We start from the raw sequence: 17,609 nt of genomic DNA, 5'->3' as shown, positions 1-17,609 counted from the left end.
GCCGTGCTTCCGAAAGGAATGCGCGGCTTATTTTCGTTTATAATCTGACATACCTTAACGCTTCACGCTAAAGGTAGACGGGGCCTATGGCTGGACGAATCCCACGAGTCTTTATTAATGACCTGCTGGCACGCACCGACATCATCGATCTTATCGATGCGCGGGTGAAGCTAAAAAAGCAGGGCAAGAATTATCACGCGTGCTGTCCGTTCCATAACGAAAAAACCCCCTCTTTCACCGTAAACGGTGAGAAACAGTTTTACCACTGCTTCGGCTGCGGCGCCCACGGCAACGCTATCGACTTCCTGATGAACTACGACAAGCTCGAGTTCGTTGAGACGGTTGAAGAGCTGGCGGCGATGCACAACCTCGACGTGCCGTATGAAGCGGGCAATGGCCCAAGCCAGATTGAGCGCCACCAGCGGCAGACGCTCTACCAGTTGATGGACGGCCTAAGCGCCTTTTATCAGCAATCTCTGAACCAGCCAGCGGCTGAACCTGCGCGCCAGTATCTGGCCCAGCGCGGCTTAAGCAGCGAGGTGATTTCACGCTTCGCCATTGGCTATGCGCCCCCCGGCTGGGACAACGTTTTAAAACGCTTTGGCGGCAACGGTGAGAATCGCCAGTCGCTGACCGACGCGGGCATGTTAGTCACTAACGATCGCGGGCGTACCTACGATCGATTCCGCGAACGCGTGATGTTCCCTATCCGCGACAAACGTGGCCGGGTGATTGGTTTTGGTGGTCGGGTCATGGGCGATGCCATGCCGAAATACCTTAACTCCCCGGAAACCGATATTTTCCATAAGGGCCGCCAGCTGTATGGCCTTTATGAAGCGCAGCAGGATAACGCCGAGCCGCCGCGTCTGCTGGTGGTTGAAGGCTATATGGACGTGGTCGCGCTGGCGCAGTACGACATTAACTATGCCGTCGCCTCGCTGGGCACCTCCACTACCGCCGAGCATATTCAGCTGCTGTTCCGCGTGACCAATAGCGTGATCTGCTGCTACGACGGCGACCGTGCAGGCCGCGAAGCCGCATGGCGCGCATTAGAAACGGCATTGCCATACATGACCGACGGACGTCAGCTACGCTTTATGTTCCTGCCCGACGGTGAAGATCCGGATACGCTGGTGCGTAAAGAGGGCAAGGCGGCGTTTGAAGCGCGGATGGAGCAGGCTCAGCCGCTCTCCACGTTTCTGTTCAACAGCCTGATGCCGCAGGTGGATTTGAGCACCCCGGATGGCCGCGCGCAGCTGAGTACCCTGGCGCTGCCGCTGATAGGCCAGGTTCCGGGCGAGACGCTGCGCATCTATCTGCGACAGGAGCTGGGTAACAAATTAGGCATTCTTGACGATAACCAACTTGAACGTTTAATGCCTAAACAGTCCGAAAATGGCCAGCCGCGCCCGGCACCGCAGCTAAAACGCACGACCATGCGTATACTAATAGGATTGCTGGTGCAAAATCCTGAGCTGGCTCCGCTGGTCCCGCCGTTGGACGGTCTGGATCCGGCCAAGCTGCCAGGACTTAGCTTATTCGTTCAGCTGGTCAACACCTGTCTGTCACAGCCAGGCCTGACCACCGGACAGCTTTTAGAGCAGTATCGCGGCACAAATGAGGCCGCTACCCTTGAAAAGCTCTCCATGTGGGACGATATAGCAGATAAGGACATCGCAGAAAAGACCTTTACCGATGCGTTGAACCATATGTTCGACACGGTGCTTGAGCTACGGCTCTCTGAATTGATCGCCCGCTCGCGGACCCACGGGTTAACGCCAGCAGAGCGCGAAGAGGTGCGTGTGATTAACGAAGCACGCGCCCGGAAGTGATTTAACGGCTTAAGTGCCGAATATCGATCGGGTAGATCCCGACAGCCGCCATGAGGGCAGCGGCAAAAATATAAGCACGCCCTCGCTTTAAAGGTTGGCAGCAGCAACGCCGACACCAAATAAACGAATTAAGTGTGGATACCGTCTTATGGAGCAAAACCCGCAGTCACAGCTGAAACTTCTTGTCCAACGTGGTAAGGAGCAAGGCTATTTGACCTATGCCGAGGTCAATGACCATCTGCCGGAAGATATCGTCGACTCCGACCAGATCGAAGACATCATCCAAATGATCAACGACATGGGCATTCAGGTGATGGAAGAAGCACCTGATGCCGACGATCTGCTGCTCGCTGAAAACTCAAATAACACGGATGAAGATGCGGAAGAAGCAGCGGCTCAGGTTCTGTCGAGTGTTGAATCTGAAATCGGGCGCACCACTGACCCGGTTCGTATGTACATGCGCGAAATGGGTACAGTTGAACTGCTGACCCGTGAAGGCGAAATCGACATCGCAAAACGCATTGAAGATGGGATTAACCAGGTTCAGTGCTCTGTTGCCGAATATCCGGAAGCGATCACCTATCTGCTGGAGCAGTACGATCGCGTTGAAGCGGAAGAAGCGCGTCTGTCTGACCTGATCACCGGCTTTGTCGATCCAAACGCGGAAGAGGATCTGGCTCCAACCGCGACGCACGTTGGCTCCGAGCTCTCCCAGGAAGAGCTGGATGACGACGAAGACGAAGACGAAGAAGAAGATGACGACAGCAGCGACGACGATAACAGCATCGATCCGGAGCTGGCTCGTGAGAAGTTTGGCGAACTGCGTGCCCAGTACGAAGTTACCCGCGACACCATCAAAGCGAAAGGCCGCAGCCATGCCGCCGCTCAGGAAGAGATCCTCAAGCTCTCCGAGGTGTTCAAGCAGTTCCGTCTGGTGCCGAAGCAGTTCGACTACCTGGTAAACAGCATGCGCGTCATGATGGACCGCGTGCGTACCCAGGAGCGCATCATCATGAAGATGTGCGTTGAGCAGTGCAAAATGCCGAAGAAGAACTTCATCACCCTCTTCACCGGCAACGAAACCAGTGAGACCTGGTTCAATGCCGCGCTGGCGATGAACAAGCCGTGGTCTGAGAAGCTGCAAGATGTGGCTGAAGACGTGCACCGTGGCCTGCAGAAGCTGCAGCAGATTGAAGAAGAGACCGGCCTGACTATCGAACAGGTTAAAGACATCAACCGTCGCATGTCTATCGGCGAAGCGAAAGCCCGCCGTGCGAAGAAAGAGATGGTAGAAGCGAACCTGCGTCTGGTTATCTCTATCGCTAAGAAGTACACCAACCGTGGCCTGCAGTTCCTCGACCTGATTCAGGAAGGTAACATCGGCCTGATGAAAGCGGTTGATAAGTTTGAATACCGTCGTGGCTATAAGTTCTCGACCTATGCTACCTGGTGGATCCGTCAGGCCATTACCCGCTCTATCGCGGACCAGGCGCGTACCATCCGTATCCCGGTGCATATGATTGAGACCATCAACAAGCTCAACCGTATCTCCCGTCAGATGCTGCAGGAGATGGGCCGCGAGCCGACGCCGGAAGAGCTGGCCGAGCGTATGCTGATGCCGGAAGATAAGATCCGCAAGGTGCTGAAAATCGCTAAAGAGCCGATCTCTATGGAGACGCCGATTGGTGATGACGAAGATTCGCATCTGGGTGATTTCATCGAGGATACCACCCTCGAGCTGCCGCTGGACTCTGCCACCACCGAGAGCCTGCGTGCCGCCACGCACGACGTGCTGGCTGGCCTGACCGCCCGTGAAGCGAAAGTCTTGCGTATGCGTTTTGGTATCGATATGAACACTGACCATACTCTGGAAGAGGTTGGTAAGCAGTTCGACGTTACCCGTGAGCGTATCCGTCAGATCGAAGCGAAAGCGCTGCGTAAGCTGCGCCACCCGAGCCGCTCTGAAGTGCTGCGTAGCTTCCTCGACGATTAATCGTTACCGCTAAAAGAAAAGCCCTCTTCGGAGGGCTTTTTTATTGGTTTGAAATAGCATGCACATTATTGGCATGTGGCACATGTAGGCCTGATAAGCGTAGCGCCATCAGGCGTAATGCCGTTCTGCCGGGTGGCGCTGCGCTTACCCGGCCTACAATCCCCTTGCCACCAATGCCTGGTCTAACTCCTGGTAAGCCTCTACCAGCTTCTCCAGCGTTGCACGGTTTAACCCGCTAGGGTTCGGCAGCACCCACACCTCGGTGGCACCGATGGTAATATTCTGTTTCCCCCATGCCACGCCGCGCTGGCTAAACGCCTGCTCGTAGGCCTGCTTGCCGAGGATCGCCAGCGCGTCCGGCTGGTAGTCCTCAATTTTTTTGATCAGGTCCCGTCCGCCGGTACGCAGCTCGTGCAGCTCCACTTCGCTGGCCTGCACCGTTGGGCGCTCCACCAGCATGGTGATGCCACAGCGCGTATCCAGCAGCCGCTGCTCCTCTTCCGGCTTTAGCTGCTGCTCCGTGAAGCCCGCCTGGTAGATCACCTTCCAGAAGCGGTTACCGGGGTGCGCGAAGTGAAAACCCGTGTGTGCCGAGGATTTGCCTGGATTGATGCCGCAAAACACCACCCGCAGGCCCGGCGCGAGAATATCGTTTATCATCATTGCTCCAGGTGAGTTGACTAAAATGTAGGTATAACGGGTTGATTATAGGTTGTTTATAAAAGCACCATGCACACCCGAATGACTGGATTGCAGTCACTAGTTACATTATAATCCCTCGCCACGGCCCCTTAGCTCAGTGGTTAGAGCAGGCGACTCATAATCGCTTGGTCGCTGGTTCAAACCCAGCAGGGGCCACCAGATACAGCAAGGGCTGGAGAGAAATCTCCAGCCTTTTGTTTTTTTGGGGATACTCCCACCAGCTAATCGTAAAGCCATCGTCCAGCCCTCTCTGACTCAATAAGCATTCTTACGGTCAGCGGAACTGGCAGGGTACGATCTGTTTTCAGCTTTGCCGGCAAAAGAAAATTAGGTAGAAAAGCAATACCGACTGGAGGGTAATACTTCAGCCAGTCAATACTGCTGCACTCCACTCCATAGCGTCCAGAGAAGCGCTCCATCATTGCAAAAACATCTTCGAAAACAGTCATCGAATTCCCGGATGTAAGGGAGTCATCAATCCCAAGCCTGTTGGCCGAAAGTTCATACCTAACGAAGTGCAAAATTTCTGACGCTTTATCACCACTCATACCCGATGCTCCGGTTTTCCGATGAGATTAAAACGCATATGCTGTTCCGAGTGATCATAAGCAGGTCGTAATGCAATGATAATCACACCCACCCATGAATACAGTTGCATCTGGGTCACCAGATCCTTGCCAGCACTGGCACCCCTCAGCATCACGAAAATTACGTAACGCATGCAAAACAATGCAGTAAATGCATACAGCCAGCTAAAGGGGGGGTCTCATATTATAGAAGCGCGTTAATTAGTGCTTCTCACGCGTTATAGCACGATAAATTTTACCCACTACATACACGGCCAGAATCCCGAATAATATCGATGAAACCGCAAAAAAAACCATCGCCGAGAGGAAGGGACTGAACAAACCGCCAAGGCTCGTAAAATCGCTAAGCCTCGCAAGAGTGTCATTGGGAACCTTTCTTAATATAATCTCAGGAATTATTAGGAATGAAATAATTGCCGCCGTAACGTAGATGAGTGTTTTTCGACTTTTTTTCATCTTCAATCTTGCCCCTGCGAGCGACCATGCTCAATCATTAGCCATCAATGTTACAACAAGGCACATCGAAATGGCACAAAGCTATCTTAATTGGAAATCAGAAACAGACAGAAATATTTCTATAGCTGTAACAAAGGCATTATGAGAGATTCATGAAGGCCAACTGATCATAATTAGTCCTGCCATGAAATGATATCGTCCAGACCTGAGAGCAGGCCAGGAAAATAGCTCTCATCAATGTCGAAGGAATCCTCAAGCGTAATACTGTCAGCATGGTTTTCAGGCTTCAGGACCATGCTAAAGCCAACAGTCCCGGCAAAATGTGCCTGGTGAAACTTAAGGGCTACCTGATCGTATGCCGAGATTAAATTAATATCCTTAAATTTCATCCCGTTTTTTATGGCCTGATAAAAATCATACATATCATTCCTGGTCTGCTGCAACTGCCCGACAAAAAACTCTGCTGCAAATTCAGTTTTTAAAGCAGGAACTGAGAATTCAACCCATACCATAATACGGCTATAGGCTCGCTCCTCGGACTCAGTCAGCCTTTCATAGGGCGTCAATTTAAGATGTCTGGTACCACTTGTAATATCTATCATCACGCCCCCCTTTACGGCATGTACTGAAAATGCATGATAGTCTAGTCAGCCTCCTTAACCAAAGCCTCAAGGCAGCATGACTTGTAAATATAACTATCTTTATTGTGCCTGTCTTCTCGCACGCTTCCTTCGCTCCCAATGCTCAATGAGTGGCCTTGGTTAGCTGCGTGATCGGGTTAAGTACCGGTAAATTTTTTTCGTTAAAAAAATGATAAGTATCCCGAACAAAATAGAGGTCAAACCAAGAAAAATGAGCAGCGAGAGAAGATGACTGAAGAGCCCTCCAAGGCTTGTAAAGTCACTCAGCCGGGCAAACTGCTCAGGCGTCAGTACACGAATAACCACTTCCGGAATAGTTAGAAAAGAAATAATCACTACTAAAACATATATTGTCACCCTGCCACTTTTTTTCATTGTATTCCTTGCCTCCTCTAATGATGATGATCAATTATTGATGGGACAATATTACCGCATGGAGAATTACAATGGCAGAAGGCTATGCGAAAATGAGGGTGCAGTCAGAAAGAAATATTGCCCTCGCACTCACAAAAGCATTGCGAGAGATACATGGAACCAATATGCAAACCATCGAAAGCGTCAAGCTTGGCGCGGAGCGCATGATCAATCATGGATCATGTTTGATACCCGATGATTACTATCGGGATACCTGCCGCGAACTGATAAATGAGGATCGCCGGCTCGTCCTTTCCCTTGCCGAGATTTATAATCGCAACGATGTCGCTCTAGACATGGTAGAGATTTATTTTAGGACAACTCTTAAGAGGCTTGGTGAGCAAAAAAGCATTACACTCAGGGACTACCTCATAAAAGCCGTGGGCGAGAGAGCTTATGAGTATGCTGAGAAAGCCAGCAAACTTGCGTTGTCCTTAACTATTGCGAAATTGATAATCAGCAGTGGTGAATTTCAGGCATCCCATATGAGGATGGTCAGCTCGTTATCATCAATGTTTATTAATGGTGCCGTGGTTTATTCTAAGGCACAAATAGCATCCATAGCGGCTAACAAGCTTAAATTCCAGGATGCTGCTTACTATCATGCTCTTTATAAAGAAAATCTAGAAATGCTTTATTTTCTCATTGAACCACAAATGACAAAAATAATATATCAAATAGAATCAGGAGGTAATAATGAGGAGATAATAGGTGATGCTTTGTATGAGCTATTAAAAAAATGAAAAAGCCTTTCTTATGGTTCCTTCAGTCATATATTTACCTAGTTCCTCTAGTGCTTATAGTTGCGGGCGCTTATCTTTTTGCGCGATTTATACCGGATTATTTTGGAGTGCTAACACTGGCATGGATTATTATTGTTACATATTTTTATGTGAAATATAATCGATGGTTCTAAATTCAAGCAAGAAAGGCTATTTTTTTGCGAGTACTTTCTTGCTTGTCCTTGCAAAAATAACGATAAATTAGATCATCTTCAATTGTTAAAAGTTTAATGTATCTAGATCCTGCTGACTTAACTGCAATCATACTTGCATACCCTTTGTAGGTCTTGCCTCCTTGTGGCTAGCATGATGTTTGCTCGATAAAGTGTTACATACCCTGATGGCCTTATCGCTACCCATGGAGCTCGTATGTCCCTAACCAGTCTCAACAACCCCTTAATCATTACATCGGTTGAAGTACCTAATGGTCAAGGGCATATTGGCATGACAATTTGTCCTGGAAAACATCAGCAAAATGCTTTATCAGGACAGTTTCAGCGAGACCTCGCTCTTGACTTGGATCTTGTAAAATCCTGGGGAGCATCTGCCGTAGTGAGCCTGATGACGGATGAGGAACTTGCCAGTTTACACGTTGAAACGCTTGGTACTGAAGTTGAAGCCAGAGACATGCACTGGTTTCAGTTGCCTATTATCGATCAAGCGATGCCGGACGAAGTATTTAAGCGTCGCTGGGTTTATGCCGGCCTCCGGTTACGTACCCTTCTTCGTGACGGAAAACGCATCCTTGTGCATTGCCGTAGCGGCTTTGGGCGCACCGGACTCATTTCAGCAAGATTATTGATCGAACTCGGAATGGCGGCGGAAGACGCTATCGCTGCGGTTAACAAGGCCAGACCGGGTAGTCTGGACTCAACCGTTCAGAAGCAATATCTCAATGCACTACCACTTCCAGATAATGATGCCTGGTTAGATCGCGTTTTAGGCTGTTTGCTGGGTGGGGCTGTCGGTGATGCTTTTGGCTATGCCGTTGAATTTGATTCACTTAAGGAAATCCGCCAGACGTTTGGCAATGATGGACTGACCAGGCCCATCCTGCAACAGGGTAAACTGGTGGCCAGCGATGATACCCAAATGACCCTCTTTACCCTTGAAGGTATTTTGCGCGCTACCAATGAGCACGGAGTTATTAATCTGTCCCGTGCGCTGGAAGAGATACGTCGTGCTTATCTCGACTGGTACGATACCCAGCAAAATAAATCAGGCTCGCATTTTGGTTGGCTGGCATCACGAGCAAGCATGCGGACAAGACGAGCTCCCGGTAATACGTGCCTGTCAGCGCTAAAAGCGGGCGGGACAGGCAGTATTGAAAAACCGATAAATGACTCAAAGGGCTGTGGTGGTGTGATGCGTACCGCCCCCATTGGCTTCTTACAGGATATTGATCCGTTTGATCTCGCTGCCCGTGCGGCAGCATTAACGCATGGCCACGTTGATGGCTGGGCTTCTTCAGGTATTTTACCCAGAATTATCGCTCGCTTAATCAAAGGGGAAGAGGAATTCTTCGCCGTGCGTAATGGCTATAGCGACGGCAGTGAATGGGGGCACGTCTATGGAAAAACGGCCAATACCGAGCCTTATCTATTAGCCCAAAAACTTGCCCGTGAAATGCGTTTCAATCCATATGAAGCCATCCAGCGACTGGGGGAAGGCTGGGTGGGTGAGGAAGCGCTGGCGATTGGCCTGTATGCCTTTCTTTCAGCCCGTAGTTTCCGCGATACGCTGATACGAGCAACCAATCACGATGGGGATAGTGATTCAACGGCATCCATTGCAGGTCAGCTTTGGGGAGCTAAACACGGTCTGAACAACATTCCTCAGGCATGGGTACGTCGGCTTGATGTATTGGATGAAATACTTTACCTGGTTCAGCCCATGCAAAACTGGCGTAATCAGGTTGATAAGCAAAAAAGTGGGCAGCCGAGTATTGATAAAGGTATTCAGCCCTGTATTCGCATGATGGAAATGACGCATGAGTTGCATGTGCTGGGTTACCAAAAAATTCGCATATTTCCGTCTATGTCACCATCAGGTTGCCACTGGCGGCTGGAGTGGGTGCCAGATTACAGCGTTCCCTCTGCAGTCACGCCACCCAATCACTTAGATGAGCGCGAGATTGCAAGTTACTCAAGCGGTGCTGGCTGGCAACCCTTTAACTGGCAGAATGTTAAGTCACTTTCGGCCCTGGAGATGGCACAACAGTTTTTACACCAGTTCCCGGAACTTGCCCGTGCTGGCAAAGGGGATGATTGGGCCTATGCAGGGTGGCTGACAAAGCTACTCGGTGAGGTAAGACAAGGAAAATTACCCTATTTCCTTGCGGACTGGGATATCGACTTGAGCAGCGGAATACCCATGCATGGTGGAGAGCCCTTCCCTTTGCCGCCTGAAATCAAGCGGCCAGGGTAGGAATGTGGAGGTATTGTTTATACTGCACACGGCATTGACCGGCGCTGAGATCGATTTCGGTCACAACGCCGGTGCGAACCCTATTGGAGCTTATCTAAATGAAGAGGAAATTTTTTTTACTCGTCCCATTGTTTCTCGCTGCCTGTAGCATGGAATATAACGCCTACCGGGTGGCTGACATAACCCTTAACGACAACCAACCCTGTATTTCCGTCAATAATGACCCTACTGTTAAAAGCGGTCATGCGAAATTACTTATGCTGTCATTGTCAGCCCGTGATACGAAGGGACAAATGCAGGAAGTATGGAAACAAGACAATTTCGATAACCCTTCATATATCATACAGGCGGGACAGTGTATTCCTGTGAAATACCAGTTTAGTCGAGGCAAGGAATACAGCGTGACTGTTATTACTGCGCAACCAGAGGACAAGGTTGCAACCAAACGTCTCTGGTCTGGAAGTTTCAGACTTAATGATCTTGTGCCAGAATAGCTTTGGCGTTTCATAACATTTATAGGCATTCATACAGAGAGTTTACTCGTCACTTAGCGCATTAATCATCATTGACCCGGTGCTTGTTAAACTCTCCTGTGCCAAAACCTAACAGCCGGCACTTTAGATAATGCTCTAAGGTTTACTGACATACTTATTTATAAGAAGCATGGTTACCTTGTAGAAGACCATGGCAAATATGAAAGAAAACACTACCCAAGAGAGGACCCAGAGATCATCAAAGTTCTCCTGATTCACATTGCCATAAATCCACTGCGCAAACGCTGATGTAGCGTCAAGGCTAATAAATGTTGCAGGATCGATCAACCTTGCACCTAAGCAAAAAAGCACGATGAAAAGCCCTACTTTGGCAATAATACGGACAAGGCTTATCATTTGTTATAACCTAAACTGAGCCAAGTGAGAATTTTCTCTCAAAATTGTGATAGCTCGGTAGAATAGCCTTTCTCATCCATGTACTTGATAAGACGACTGTTGACAATATCAAGCCAATCCTGAGCAGACATATCCCAACGTTCTGGTGCAAATTCACCATTATAGCGAGCCAGTAGCACTTCACACCTATCATCTTGGGCATTCAATTCGATTAAGTTTGCCAATAGCATTCTTAGAGAGAAAGCTGATGATGTACTAAGATATTCATTAAGAAGATTATCGAAGTCACAATTTTCATCAAAAATATCACAATCCTGACCAAAATAAATAGTAACTAAATTATCTAACTCACAGGTTTTTTCGATATTTGTATCCATCAATCTTCCTTAGGGTACTGGAAACGCTGTAACAACATAATAAATTTTATCACCAAACCGCCTGGATTCTATAATTAATCGTAAACCATACGCCTTTTTAATAGTAGTGCTTCCTTTATCAATATATTTTCCGGTCGAAAAATAAAAGCGATGATCAAGCCGGAGTCTGGCTCCCGGATGCATATATTTTAACGCATTTTCAATCTGAAAACGCTTAACTGACAACGTTTCGGAAATTAATAGTTCAGCATGCTGCTTATTGAGAAAAGTACTAGCGCGAGCAGGTGCTCTTGGAGCTGCTAGTCGCGCTATCATCTGTTCTGTAGTCTGACCAACATGACGCGCGATTGTATGCCCCAGCGCCCCGCCTTCATGCTCCATCAGTTTAATCCGGCCAGAGTAAACTGATGCAACTCTTGCCGCACCTGCGGCGCTGGCAAAAGCAAATGGAACGAGTAGGTCAACAGTAACACCAACCTTATATGCCGTCGCGCTATCGGCTCCAAGCTGTTCGGCAGCTAACTGAGCCAGCTGCGCTGTCGCAGTTTGCGACTCACGCCCGGTAATTACCTGGTTTAAAGATGTCCTGATGGTATCAAGGCTATGAGCACCTACGACTACACACCCTGCTTTGGATAGCATTGTGGGTTCTGGAACGACACATAGCACACCTGCACCAAACGACTCAACTACACCGCCAACGATACCCAGACCTCCCCAAAGACGATTACTCCAGGTCTCACCCTCACTCAACGTTTTCTTGTGCAGAATTGCTGCCATCTGAACAGGAGAAATAGCGATTGATACGCCTTCTTCACTAGCCATAGTAAATCCCTTTAATTGAAATCTAGGTTTACCCAAGCCTATCCCTTGCAAATATAAAGGTCAATGTGTCGTACTTGTAACAAGATCCTGTTAGATCGGATAAAAAATAACGTAAATGTCACAATTAACACTGTTCAAGCGGGTCTTCTTTAACCACAATCCCTCTCTGCCATTCTATACCTCTTCTCCATCTCATCCAGCGCCGCCTGGTTCTCCAGCCCCCACTGGTACATCTGCTCTATCGGCTCGGCAAAGGTCTTGCCCAACGACGTCAGGTGGTAATCCACTTTTGGTGGAATGACGTCATAGACATGCCGGGTGATAAGGCCGCGCTGCTCCAGTTCTTTCAGGGTTTGAAACAGCATCTTCTTGGAGATGCCTTCGAGGCTGCGCTGCAGCTCTCCGGTGCGGGCGCGCTCGCCGGGCCAGTGGTAGAGCGCATGCAGCACCATCGTGCTCCATTTGACGGAGAAGAGATCCATCAGGCGTCGCGGAGGCGAATCTGCAAAGAACATCAGCTTACCGTCTACCCATGCAGGCATAATTCACTCTCCGGCTTATGGTCACCATTTGGTGACTACTATCAATATTGAACCAACTTAATTAAAGTCTGCCGCCTTCCTTGAATAAAAGCACCCTATTTCCGAGGCACGATGAAAATTAATGCATTAGTCGCGACGGACGCGGCACAACCTCTCTCCAGCAGCCAGATCGCGCTGCGCCCGCTGCAACAGCAGGACGTGAAGATTGAGATCCTCTACTGCGGCGTCTGCCACTCCGATCTGCATATGGCGCGTAACGAGTGGGCAGTAAGCCGCTATCCGCTGGTGCCGGGCCATGAGATCGTCGGCCGCATCGTCGAGACAGGGACGGCGGTCGATAAGTTTGCAGCGGGTGATATCGTCGGCGTCGGCGTGATGGTTGACTCCTGCCGGGAGTGCCACTTCTGCAAGCAGCAGGAAGAGCAATACTGCGAGGCGGGCTTCACGGCAACCTATAACGGCATCGATAAATATACCGGAGAGAGCACTTGGGGTGGCTACGCGCAGAACGTGGTGGTCGATCAGGACTTCGTGGTGTCCGTACCGCAGCACCTGCCGCTGTCGGGCGTAGCACCGATGCTCTGCGCGGGCGTGACGGTCTGGTCTCCGCTGCGTCACTACAACGTTCAGGCGGGCACGCGCGTTGGCGTGGTGGGTCTTGGTGGTCTGGGCCACATGGCCGTTAAGCTGGCAAGCGCACTGGGTGCGGAAGTGACCCTGTTTACCACCTCGCCGGAAAAAGGCGAGGATGCTCGCCGTCTGGGGGCACGTCATGTCGTGGTCTCCCGCGATGCCGAGCAGATGGCCTCAGCCCAAACTACGCTGGATCTGATCATCGACTGCGTGGCTGCACCGCACGATCTCGATCCCTACCTGGCTACCCTGAAAACCAACGGTCGTCTGGTGCTGGTGGGCATTCCCGATCGTCCGCATTTGTCACCTAACATCACGCCGATGGTGTTCCGTCGTCTAAGCATCAGCGGCTCGTCGATCGGCAGCATCAAAGAGACCCAGGAGATGCTGGATTTCTGCGGAAAGCACAATATTACTGCCGATGTGGAGATGATTGCCGGTGAGGATATCGAACAGGCCTTTGCACGTATGCTGAAAGGTGACGTGAAGTACCGGTTTGTGATCGATATGCAGCGAACGCGCTGGTAGATATTATCCAGGTATTTGGGAAAACAGAATGTGCTGATGAGAGTCTGTTGTAAGTATTGACAACAGACCTTCTTGTTGTAATAATTTACAACACGCATGGAGAGCGATTAAATGTCAGCAAAACTGTATAAGAAATTTACACGTTATCTGGATGAAAATGCATATATACAAGTACTTATATGGGAAGTCGACCCAGCCATTTTAGGAAGCAAGCATGGTTTTAAGTACAGTATGGCCTATGTGGTCTCTGGGACTTGTGTGATGCGTTACGATAACGAGCGAGGCAAAGGCGATCATAAACACATTGGCGGTCATGAGTTCAGTACAACCTTTGTAAGTATCGACAGGCTGTTTGCTGACTTCCTTTCAGACGTAGAAACTATCCGTAAAGAGAAGGCATAACATGAAAACCGTAACGATTAAAATCGAAGCTATGAAAGATTTTTCGGCGGACGTGATGTCTGCTCTGAACGCAGCAGCGGCAGGGGAAAGAAGTACCGGTGATGATGTGATTTCGTTTCCTTCATGGGAGGTAATGCATAAGACGTTATCACCCAACAGAATGGGAATCTTACTTTCTATGGCTGGCTTCGGTGAAATGACGATCCGCGACATTGCTGCTCGGGTAGGACGCGATATCAAAGGCGTCCATACGGATGTTACCGCCCTGCTGAATAACGGATTATTGGAAAAAGGCACTCGTGGCACGCTATTTCCCTACGATGCTATCCATTTTGATTTTACTATCCGCGCCGCTGCTTAAACAGATAACGGACAGCCGCCCTCTCATACGTCAGAAGGCGGCATTTTGCCGGGTGGCGCTGCGCTTACCCGGCCTACGTGTTCCGTGCGTTACTCGGCCAGCGTAGCGCTGTCGATGACGAAGCGATATTTTACGTCGCCTTTGATCATGCGCTCCCAGGCCTCGTTGATCTCATCAGCGCGGATCATCTCAATATCAGCCACAATTCCGTGCTCGGCGCAGAAGTCGAGCATCTCCTGAGTTTCCGGGATACCGCCGATCATTGAGCCGGCAATCGAGCGACGCTTCATGATCAGGCTAAAGACTTCCGGCGACGGATGCGGGGTAGCCGGTGCGCCCACCAGGGTCATGGTACCGTCACGCTTCAGTAAAGCAGTGAAGGCGTCGAGGTTGTGCGGTGCAGCCACGGTGTTGAGGATAAAATCAAAGCTCTTGGTGTGGGCCTGCATCTCTTCCGGGTTGCGGGAGACCACAACCTCATCCGCGCCCAGCGCTTTTGCCGCTTCGCGCTTGGATTCCGAGGTAGTGAACGCTACCACGTGCGCGCCCATCGCATGCGCAATCTTGATCCCCATGTGGCCCAGACCGCCGATGCCCACTACACCCACTTTTTTACCAGGGCCAACCTGCCAGTGACGCAGCGGTGAGTAGGTAGTGATCCCCGCGCAGAGTAGCGGCGCAACGGCGGCCAGCTGATCTTCCGGATGTTTAATACGCAGCACATAGCGCTCATGGACCACGATCTGCTGCGAGTAGCCGCCAAGGGTATGACCTGGAGCATCCGCCGTCGGGCCATTGTAGGTGCCGACCATATGATCGCAGTAGTTTTCCAGCCCCTCTTCGCAATCTTCGCAGTGCTTACAGCTGTCAACGATACAGCCTACGCCTACCAGATCGCCCTCTTTGTACCCGGTAACGTCGGAGCCGACGGCAGCAACGCGGCCAACGATCTCATGCCCCGGTACGCAAGGAAACAGCGTCCCGGCCCACTCGGCACGGGCCTGGTGTACGTCCGAATGACACACCCCGCAATAGGCAATGGCGATCTGCACGTCGTGCGGGCCTGGCTCGCGGCGGCTGATGTCCATCGGTTCGAGTGCCTGAGCAGCGGAAAGCGCACCAATTGCTTTGATTTTCATGGTAATAGCCTCTTACGGAACAATACAGGTGAATGAGGTGATTGAAGGAATTGTGTCGCTAAAAATTCTACACGGCTGGCATAATCTAGCCAGTTAATCACGCTTAATACGCTTATGAGTTAGATTCATGAATAGCGGCTTGGGCAGCTTTTACGATCTTCTGGCATAGCGCACTTTCTGACGCAGGACACTGAGAGGTAGCAAGGTTTACGGCTGTTTGCAGATCGCCTGAATCCAACGTTGAATCAATGTGGCTGAGTACCCACGTTTCAAAAGCGGCATTCTGTCTAGTTAACACACTCAGCTTAGGCAACGCTTCCCATTTATCTACCAATAGACGGATAACTGCTTCAGAATTCCCTTCCGCAATACTGCCCTCATCGCACTGATAGAAACGTGTAAAGTTGTCATTCAATGCCTGCCAGCTGGTAAGGTGATCGACGGCCTGCTCTGCGGCTTCGGCATCCTTTATCGTACATTCACCGGCTAATGCGTGACTGCATAACAGTAGCGTCCCTATTAAAAACAGTATGGTTTTGTCCATTCAAAGATATCCTTGGTCCTAACAAATCTTCTTTACGTTACAGCAGCCTGGCCTGAAAATGACCGCCATTTAGTGCGCTGCAAAGTAATTTAGAGAATCATTGCTTATGGAACAAAGCCCCTCCTCTCTCGCCGCGTGGCTGCCGCATTTTTTTTGCCGAGTGGCCGCGTCGGCGGATGTTTATGCAAACTCGGAGGAGTAAACACCGCTCAACACAAGAGCCGTAGGAAAAAGCCGTCCCGATTTTTGATGCTATTTTTGCCGCGGCGAATGATAATCTCTAGCGAAACGGTACTATTCCCTGTTCTCTTAATCACAACTACGCTTGAACCAACTACCCAAGCGCACAGCGAAACGCCATGAACAAACCTATCAAACGGCTTGAAATCATAAAGAATGCCATTGAGCTGGAGGATGAGATCATCATCCATAGCCAGCTTGGCTGGCTGCAAAGCAATGCTCAGGATCCTGAGCTGGCGTTTATCGTTGCAGCGCTGGAGCAGAAGAACTACTCCGCGGCGTTACAGGCTATCGCCGCCTGGCTACAGAGCCAGCGCGCGGTGACACAGTGGCACGATCCACAGGTGGCGGCCAGCAAGCTGGAGCTGAAGGCGTTAGAAGAGCAGATGCGGGAGCTGATCGATAAACGCAACGCCCGCATTCAGATCCTCGACGACTTTAACGATAGCTATATGAAGCGTCTCGGGCCGATGATGGCGCAGATCCTGCGTCTTCGTCAGGCGTTGGCGGAAGCCACGCTGCGCAGGCAGCAGGCAGAGGCCCGGCGTCGGGAGGCGGACTACCTGCGCTGCCAGCAGTATATGGCTCAGGCCGTTGAGGCACTGGCTTCGCTGACCCAGCGCTGGCGCAGCCTGCCCGCCAGCTCGTCGCAGGCGGCAGATACCCGCCGCCGCGTCCAGCAGCAAAATGCACTGATCGCCTCCCTGCTGGCCGAAGCCCAGGAGCTGGAAAAAGGACTCATCCGCGAGGAGGAGCCCGCCCGCCAGGCGCGGGACGAGGCACGTCAGGAGTATGAAGAGTACCAGGAGCAGCAGCACGATGCCCAGGCCCGCTTTAGCTTTGAGCAGAAGCTCTCCCAGGACGAGCGTCAGGAGCTGAAAAAACTGTGGCGTCAGGCCAGCAAGCTGTGCCATCCGGATCTGGTGGACGACGATCTCAAAGATGAAGCCAACGCCATGATGGTCCAGCTTAACCAGGCCCGGCAGCGCGGCGACGTTGCCGCCGTTCGCTCGCTCTTCGCCCGCCTGCAAAAGGGGCTTGGGCCGCTGATGGCCAGCGACAGGCTTAACGATCTCACCCGCCTGCGGGCACGGATCGCGGAGGTGAAGGCCCATATCGCCGGGCTGCTGGCGGAGCTTAGCAAGCTGGAGGGCGAGAGCGCCTGGCAGCTGGTCTCTTCCTTAAAGGATCAGGAGGGGTACTTCGTGCAGCAGGAGAAAGCCCTGGCGGAGGTGTGCACCTCGCTGGAGCGGCAGGTCAGCGAGGCGCAGTACGACGCGGTTGCCTGACGCCG

18 protein-coding genes and 1 tRNA gene are annotated in these 17,609 nt (G+C 50.9%); 10 read left to right on the top strand and 9 right to left on the bottom strand.

Annotated elements, in window-relative coordinates:
- Window positions 1–86 precede the first annotated feature (86 nt).
- Window positions 87–1,832, top strand: coding sequence for a DNA primase (dnaG, locus tag EV102420_RS06805; RefSeq protein ID WP_042390284.1), 1,746 nt, complete (start codon window positions 87–89; stop codon window positions 1,830–1,832).
- A 148-nt stretch (window positions 1,833–1,980) separates the two neighbouring features.
- Entirely contained in the window at window positions 1,981–3,825 is a 1,845-nt protein-coding gene (rpoD, locus tag EV102420_RS06800; protein WP_042390280.1) for an RNA polymerase sigma factor RpoD, read from the top strand.
- Between the two features lie 153 nt (window positions 3,826–3,978).
- Here rpoD and mug read toward each other — a convergent pair whose 3' ends face one another.
- Window positions 3,979–4,485 (bottom strand): G/U mismatch-specific DNA glycosylase, encoded by a 507-nt coding sequence (gene mug, locus EV102420_RS06795; protein ID WP_042390278.1) that lies wholly within the window; start codon window positions 4,483–4,485, stop codon window positions 3,979–3,981.
- Between the two features lie 125 nt (window positions 4,486–4,610).
- Here mug and EV102420_RS06790 point away from each other — a divergent pair.
- Window positions 4,611–4,686, top strand: a tRNA-Ile gene (locus EV102420_RS06790).
- Window positions 4,687–4,748: 62 nt separating this feature from the next.
- On the opposite strand, the gene EV102420_RS06785 is transcribed toward EV102420_RS06790, so the two are convergent.
- The 3 genes from EV102420_RS06785 to EV102420_RS06770 all read right to left on the bottom strand — a co-directional run bounded on the left by EV102420_RS06785 (window position 4,749) and on the right by EV102420_RS06770 (window position 6,586).
- Window positions 4,749–5,075 carry a DUF1493 family protein gene (locus EV102420_RS06785; protein WP_052512328.1) on the bottom strand — a complete coding sequence of 109 codons (327 nt, stop codon included), beginning with the start codon at window positions 5,073–5,075 and terminating at the stop codon, window positions 4,749–4,751.
- 668 nt (window positions 5,076–5,743) lie between these two features.
- Window positions 5,744–6,172, bottom strand: coding sequence for a hypothetical protein (locus tag EV102420_RS06775; RefSeq protein ID WP_255211655.1), 429 nt, complete (start codon window positions 6,170–6,172; stop codon window positions 5,744–5,746).
- Window positions 6,173–6,331: 159 nt separating this feature from the next.
- Complete coding sequence (locus tag EV102420_RS06770) at window positions 6,332–6,586, bottom strand: hypothetical protein (RefSeq protein WP_042390274.1); 255 nt, start codon at window positions 6,584–6,586, stop codon at window positions 6,332–6,334.
- A gap of 71 nt (window positions 6,587–6,657) precedes the next feature.
- On the opposite strand from EV102420_RS06770, the gene EV102420_RS06765 reads away from it, so the two are divergent.
- From EV102420_RS06765 to EV102420_RS06755, 3 genes are all read left to right on the top strand, one after another.
- Window positions 6,658–7,368 carry a hypothetical protein gene (locus EV102420_RS06765; RefSeq protein WP_042390272.1) on the top strand — a complete coding sequence of 237 codons (711 nt, stop codon included), beginning with the start codon at window positions 6,658–6,660 and terminating at the stop codon, window positions 7,366–7,368.
- Between the two features lie 408 nt (window positions 7,369–7,776).
- The gene (locus tag EV102420_RS20855; RefSeq protein WP_052512327.1) at window positions 7,777–9,834 is read left to right on the top strand and encodes an ADP-ribosylglycohydrolase family protein; all 2,058 of its coding nucleotides are present in this window, start codon (window positions 7,777–7,779) and stop codon (window positions 9,832–9,834) included.
- Between the two features lie 98 nt (window positions 9,835–9,932).
- Window positions 9,933–10,328 (top strand): putative T6SS immunity periplasmic lipoprotein, encoded by a 396-nt coding sequence (locus tag EV102420_RS06755; RefSeq protein ID WP_042390269.1) that lies wholly within the window; start codon window positions 9,933–9,935, stop codon window positions 10,326–10,328.
- A 434-nt stretch (window positions 10,329–10,762) separates the two neighbouring features.
- Here the strand turns inward: EV102420_RS06755 and EV102420_RS06745 are convergent, their stop codons facing one another.
- The 3 genes from EV102420_RS06745 to EV102420_RS06735 form a co-directional block, all read right to left on the bottom strand.
- Window positions 10,763–11,101, bottom strand: a complete 339-nt coding sequence (locus EV102420_RS06745) for a contact-dependent growth inhibition system immunity protein (RefSeq protein ID WP_042390265.1) — start codon at window positions 11,099–11,101, stop codon at window positions 10,763–10,765.
- 9 nt (window positions 11,102–11,110) lie between these two features.
- A complete protein-coding gene (locus EV102420_RS06740; protein WP_042390262.1) occupies window positions 11,111–11,926 on the bottom strand; it encodes an RNase A-like domain-containing protein in 816 nt (271 codons plus the stop codon).
- Between the two features lie 149 nt (window positions 11,927–12,075).
- Window positions 12,076–12,468 (bottom strand): winged helix-turn-helix transcriptional regulator, encoded by a 393-nt coding sequence (locus tag EV102420_RS06735; RefSeq protein ID WP_042390260.1) that lies wholly within the window; start codon window positions 12,466–12,468, stop codon window positions 12,076–12,078.
- Window positions 12,469–12,579: 111 nt separating this feature from the next.
- On the opposite strand from EV102420_RS06735, the gene EV102420_RS06730 reads away from it, so the two are divergent.
- The 3 genes from EV102420_RS06730 (at window position 12,580) to EV102420_RS06720 (ending at window position 14,392) form a co-directional block, all read left to right on the top strand.
- On the top strand, window positions 12,580–13,629 hold the full coding sequence (locus EV102420_RS06730) for an NAD(P)-dependent alcohol dehydrogenase (protein ID WP_042390258.1): 1,050 nt from the start codon (window positions 12,580–12,582) through the stop codon (window positions 13,627–13,629).
- Between the two features lie 111 nt (window positions 13,630–13,740).
- The gene (locus tag EV102420_RS06725) at window positions 13,741–14,031 is read left to right on the top strand and encodes a toxin-antitoxin system TumE family protein (RefSeq protein ID WP_042390257.1); all 291 of its coding nucleotides are present in this window, start codon (window positions 13,741–13,743) and stop codon (window positions 14,029–14,031) included.
- 1 nt (window position 14,032) lies between these two features.
- Entirely contained in the window at window positions 14,033–14,392 is a 360-nt protein-coding gene (locus tag EV102420_RS06720) for an HVO_A0114 family putative DNA-binding protein (RefSeq protein ID WP_042390255.1), read from the top strand.
- Between the two features lie 89 nt (window positions 14,393–14,481).
- Here the strand turns inward: EV102420_RS06720 and EV102420_RS06715 are convergent, their stop codons facing one another.
- Window positions 14,482–15,531: an NAD(P)-dependent alcohol dehydrogenase gene (locus EV102420_RS06715; RefSeq protein WP_042390253.1), complete on the bottom strand. Its 1,050-nt coding sequence runs from the start codon at window positions 15,529–15,531 to the stop codon at window positions 14,482–14,484.
- Window positions 15,532–15,643: 112 nt separating this feature from the next.
- The gene (locus EV102420_RS06710; RefSeq protein WP_042390250.1) at window positions 15,644–16,075 is read right to left on the bottom strand and encodes a hypothetical protein; all 432 of its coding nucleotides are present in this window, start codon (window positions 16,073–16,075) and stop codon (window positions 15,644–15,646) included.
- Between the two features lie 359 nt (window positions 16,076–16,434).
- Between EV102420_RS06710 and EV102420_RS06705 the strand changes: the two genes are divergently transcribed.
- Window positions 16,435–17,604: a J domain-containing protein gene (locus tag EV102420_RS06705; protein WP_042390249.1), complete on the top strand. Its 1,170-nt coding sequence runs from the start codon at window positions 16,435–16,437 to the stop codon at window positions 17,602–17,604.
- Window positions 17,605–17,609 lie beyond the last annotated feature (5 nt).

Origin of the sequence: Pseudescherichia vulneris NBRC 102420, assembly GCF_000759795.1 — a bacterium.
Lineage (GTDB): Bacteria > Pseudomonadota > Gammaproteobacteria > Enterobacterales > Enterobacteriaceae > Pseudescherichia > Pseudescherichia vulneris.
The sequence above is the reverse complement of the archived record's forward strand: the minus strand, read 5'-3'. Positions and strand labels throughout refer to the sequence as shown.

What these genes read in the sequence shown, in the direction of transcription:
- dnaG (WP_042390284.1), top strand. Translation starts at nt 87, where the DNA reads ATGGCTGGACGAATCCCACGAGTCTTTATTAATGACCTGCTGGCACGC.
- rpoD (WP_042390280.1), top strand. Translation starts at nt 1,981, where the DNA reads ATGGAGCAAAACCCGCAGTCACAGCTGAAACTTCTTGTCCAACGTGGT.
- mug (WP_042390278.1), bottom strand. Translation starts at nt 4,485, where the DNA reads ATGATAAACGATATTCTCGCGCCGGGCCTGCGGGTGGTGTTTTGCGGC.
- EV102420_RS06785 (WP_052512328.1), bottom strand. Translation starts at nt 5,075, where the DNA reads ATGAGTGGTGATAAAGCGTCAGAAATTTTGCACTTCGTTAGGTATGAA.
- EV102420_RS06775 (WP_255211655.1), bottom strand. Translation starts at nt 6,172, where the DNA reads ATGATAGATATTACAAGTGGTACCAGACATCTTAAATTGACGCCCTAT.
- EV102420_RS06770 (WP_042390274.1), bottom strand. Translation starts at nt 6,586, where the DNA reads ATGAAAAAAAGTGGCAGGGTGACAATATATGTTTTAGTAGTGATTATT.
- EV102420_RS06765 (WP_042390272.1), top strand. Translation starts at nt 6,658, where the DNA reads ATGGCAGAAGGCTATGCGAAAATGAGGGTGCAGTCAGAAAGAAATATT.
- EV102420_RS20855 (WP_052512327.1), top strand. Translation starts at nt 7,777, where the DNA reads ATGTCCCTAACCAGTCTCAACAACCCCTTAATCATTACATCGGTTGAA.
- EV102420_RS06755 (WP_042390269.1), top strand. Translation starts at nt 9,933, where the DNA reads ATGAAGAGGAAATTTTTTTTACTCGTCCCATTGTTTCTCGCTGCCTGT.
- EV102420_RS06745 (WP_042390265.1), bottom strand. Translation starts at nt 11,101, where the DNA reads ATGGATACAAATATCGAAAAAACCTGTGAGTTAGATAATTTAGTTACT.
- EV102420_RS06740 (WP_042390262.1), bottom strand. Translation starts at nt 11,926, where the DNA reads ATGGCTAGTGAAGAAGGCGTATCAATCGCTATTTCTCCTGTTCAGATG.
- EV102420_RS06735 (WP_042390260.1), bottom strand. Translation starts at nt 12,468, where the DNA reads ATGCCTGCATGGGTAGACGGTAAGCTGATGTTCTTTGCAGATTCGCCT.
- EV102420_RS06730 (WP_042390258.1), top strand. Translation starts at nt 12,580, where the DNA reads ATGAAAATTAATGCATTAGTCGCGACGGACGCGGCACAACCTCTCTCC.
- EV102420_RS06725 (WP_042390257.1), top strand. Translation starts at nt 13,741, where the DNA reads ATGTCAGCAAAACTGTATAAGAAATTTACACGTTATCTGGATGAAAAT.
- EV102420_RS06720 (WP_042390255.1), top strand. Translation starts at nt 14,033, where the DNA reads ATGAAAACCGTAACGATTAAAATCGAAGCTATGAAAGATTTTTCGGCG.
- EV102420_RS06715 (WP_042390253.1), bottom strand. Translation starts at nt 15,531, where the DNA reads ATGAAAATCAAAGCAATTGGTGCGCTTTCCGCTGCTCAGGCACTCGAA.
- EV102420_RS06710 (WP_042390250.1), bottom strand. Translation starts at nt 16,075, where the DNA reads ATGGACAAAACCATACTGTTTTTAATAGGGACGCTACTGTTATGCAGT.
- EV102420_RS06705 (WP_042390249.1), top strand. Translation starts at nt 16,435, where the DNA reads ATGAACAAACCTATCAAACGGCTTGAAATCATAAAGAATGCCATTGAG.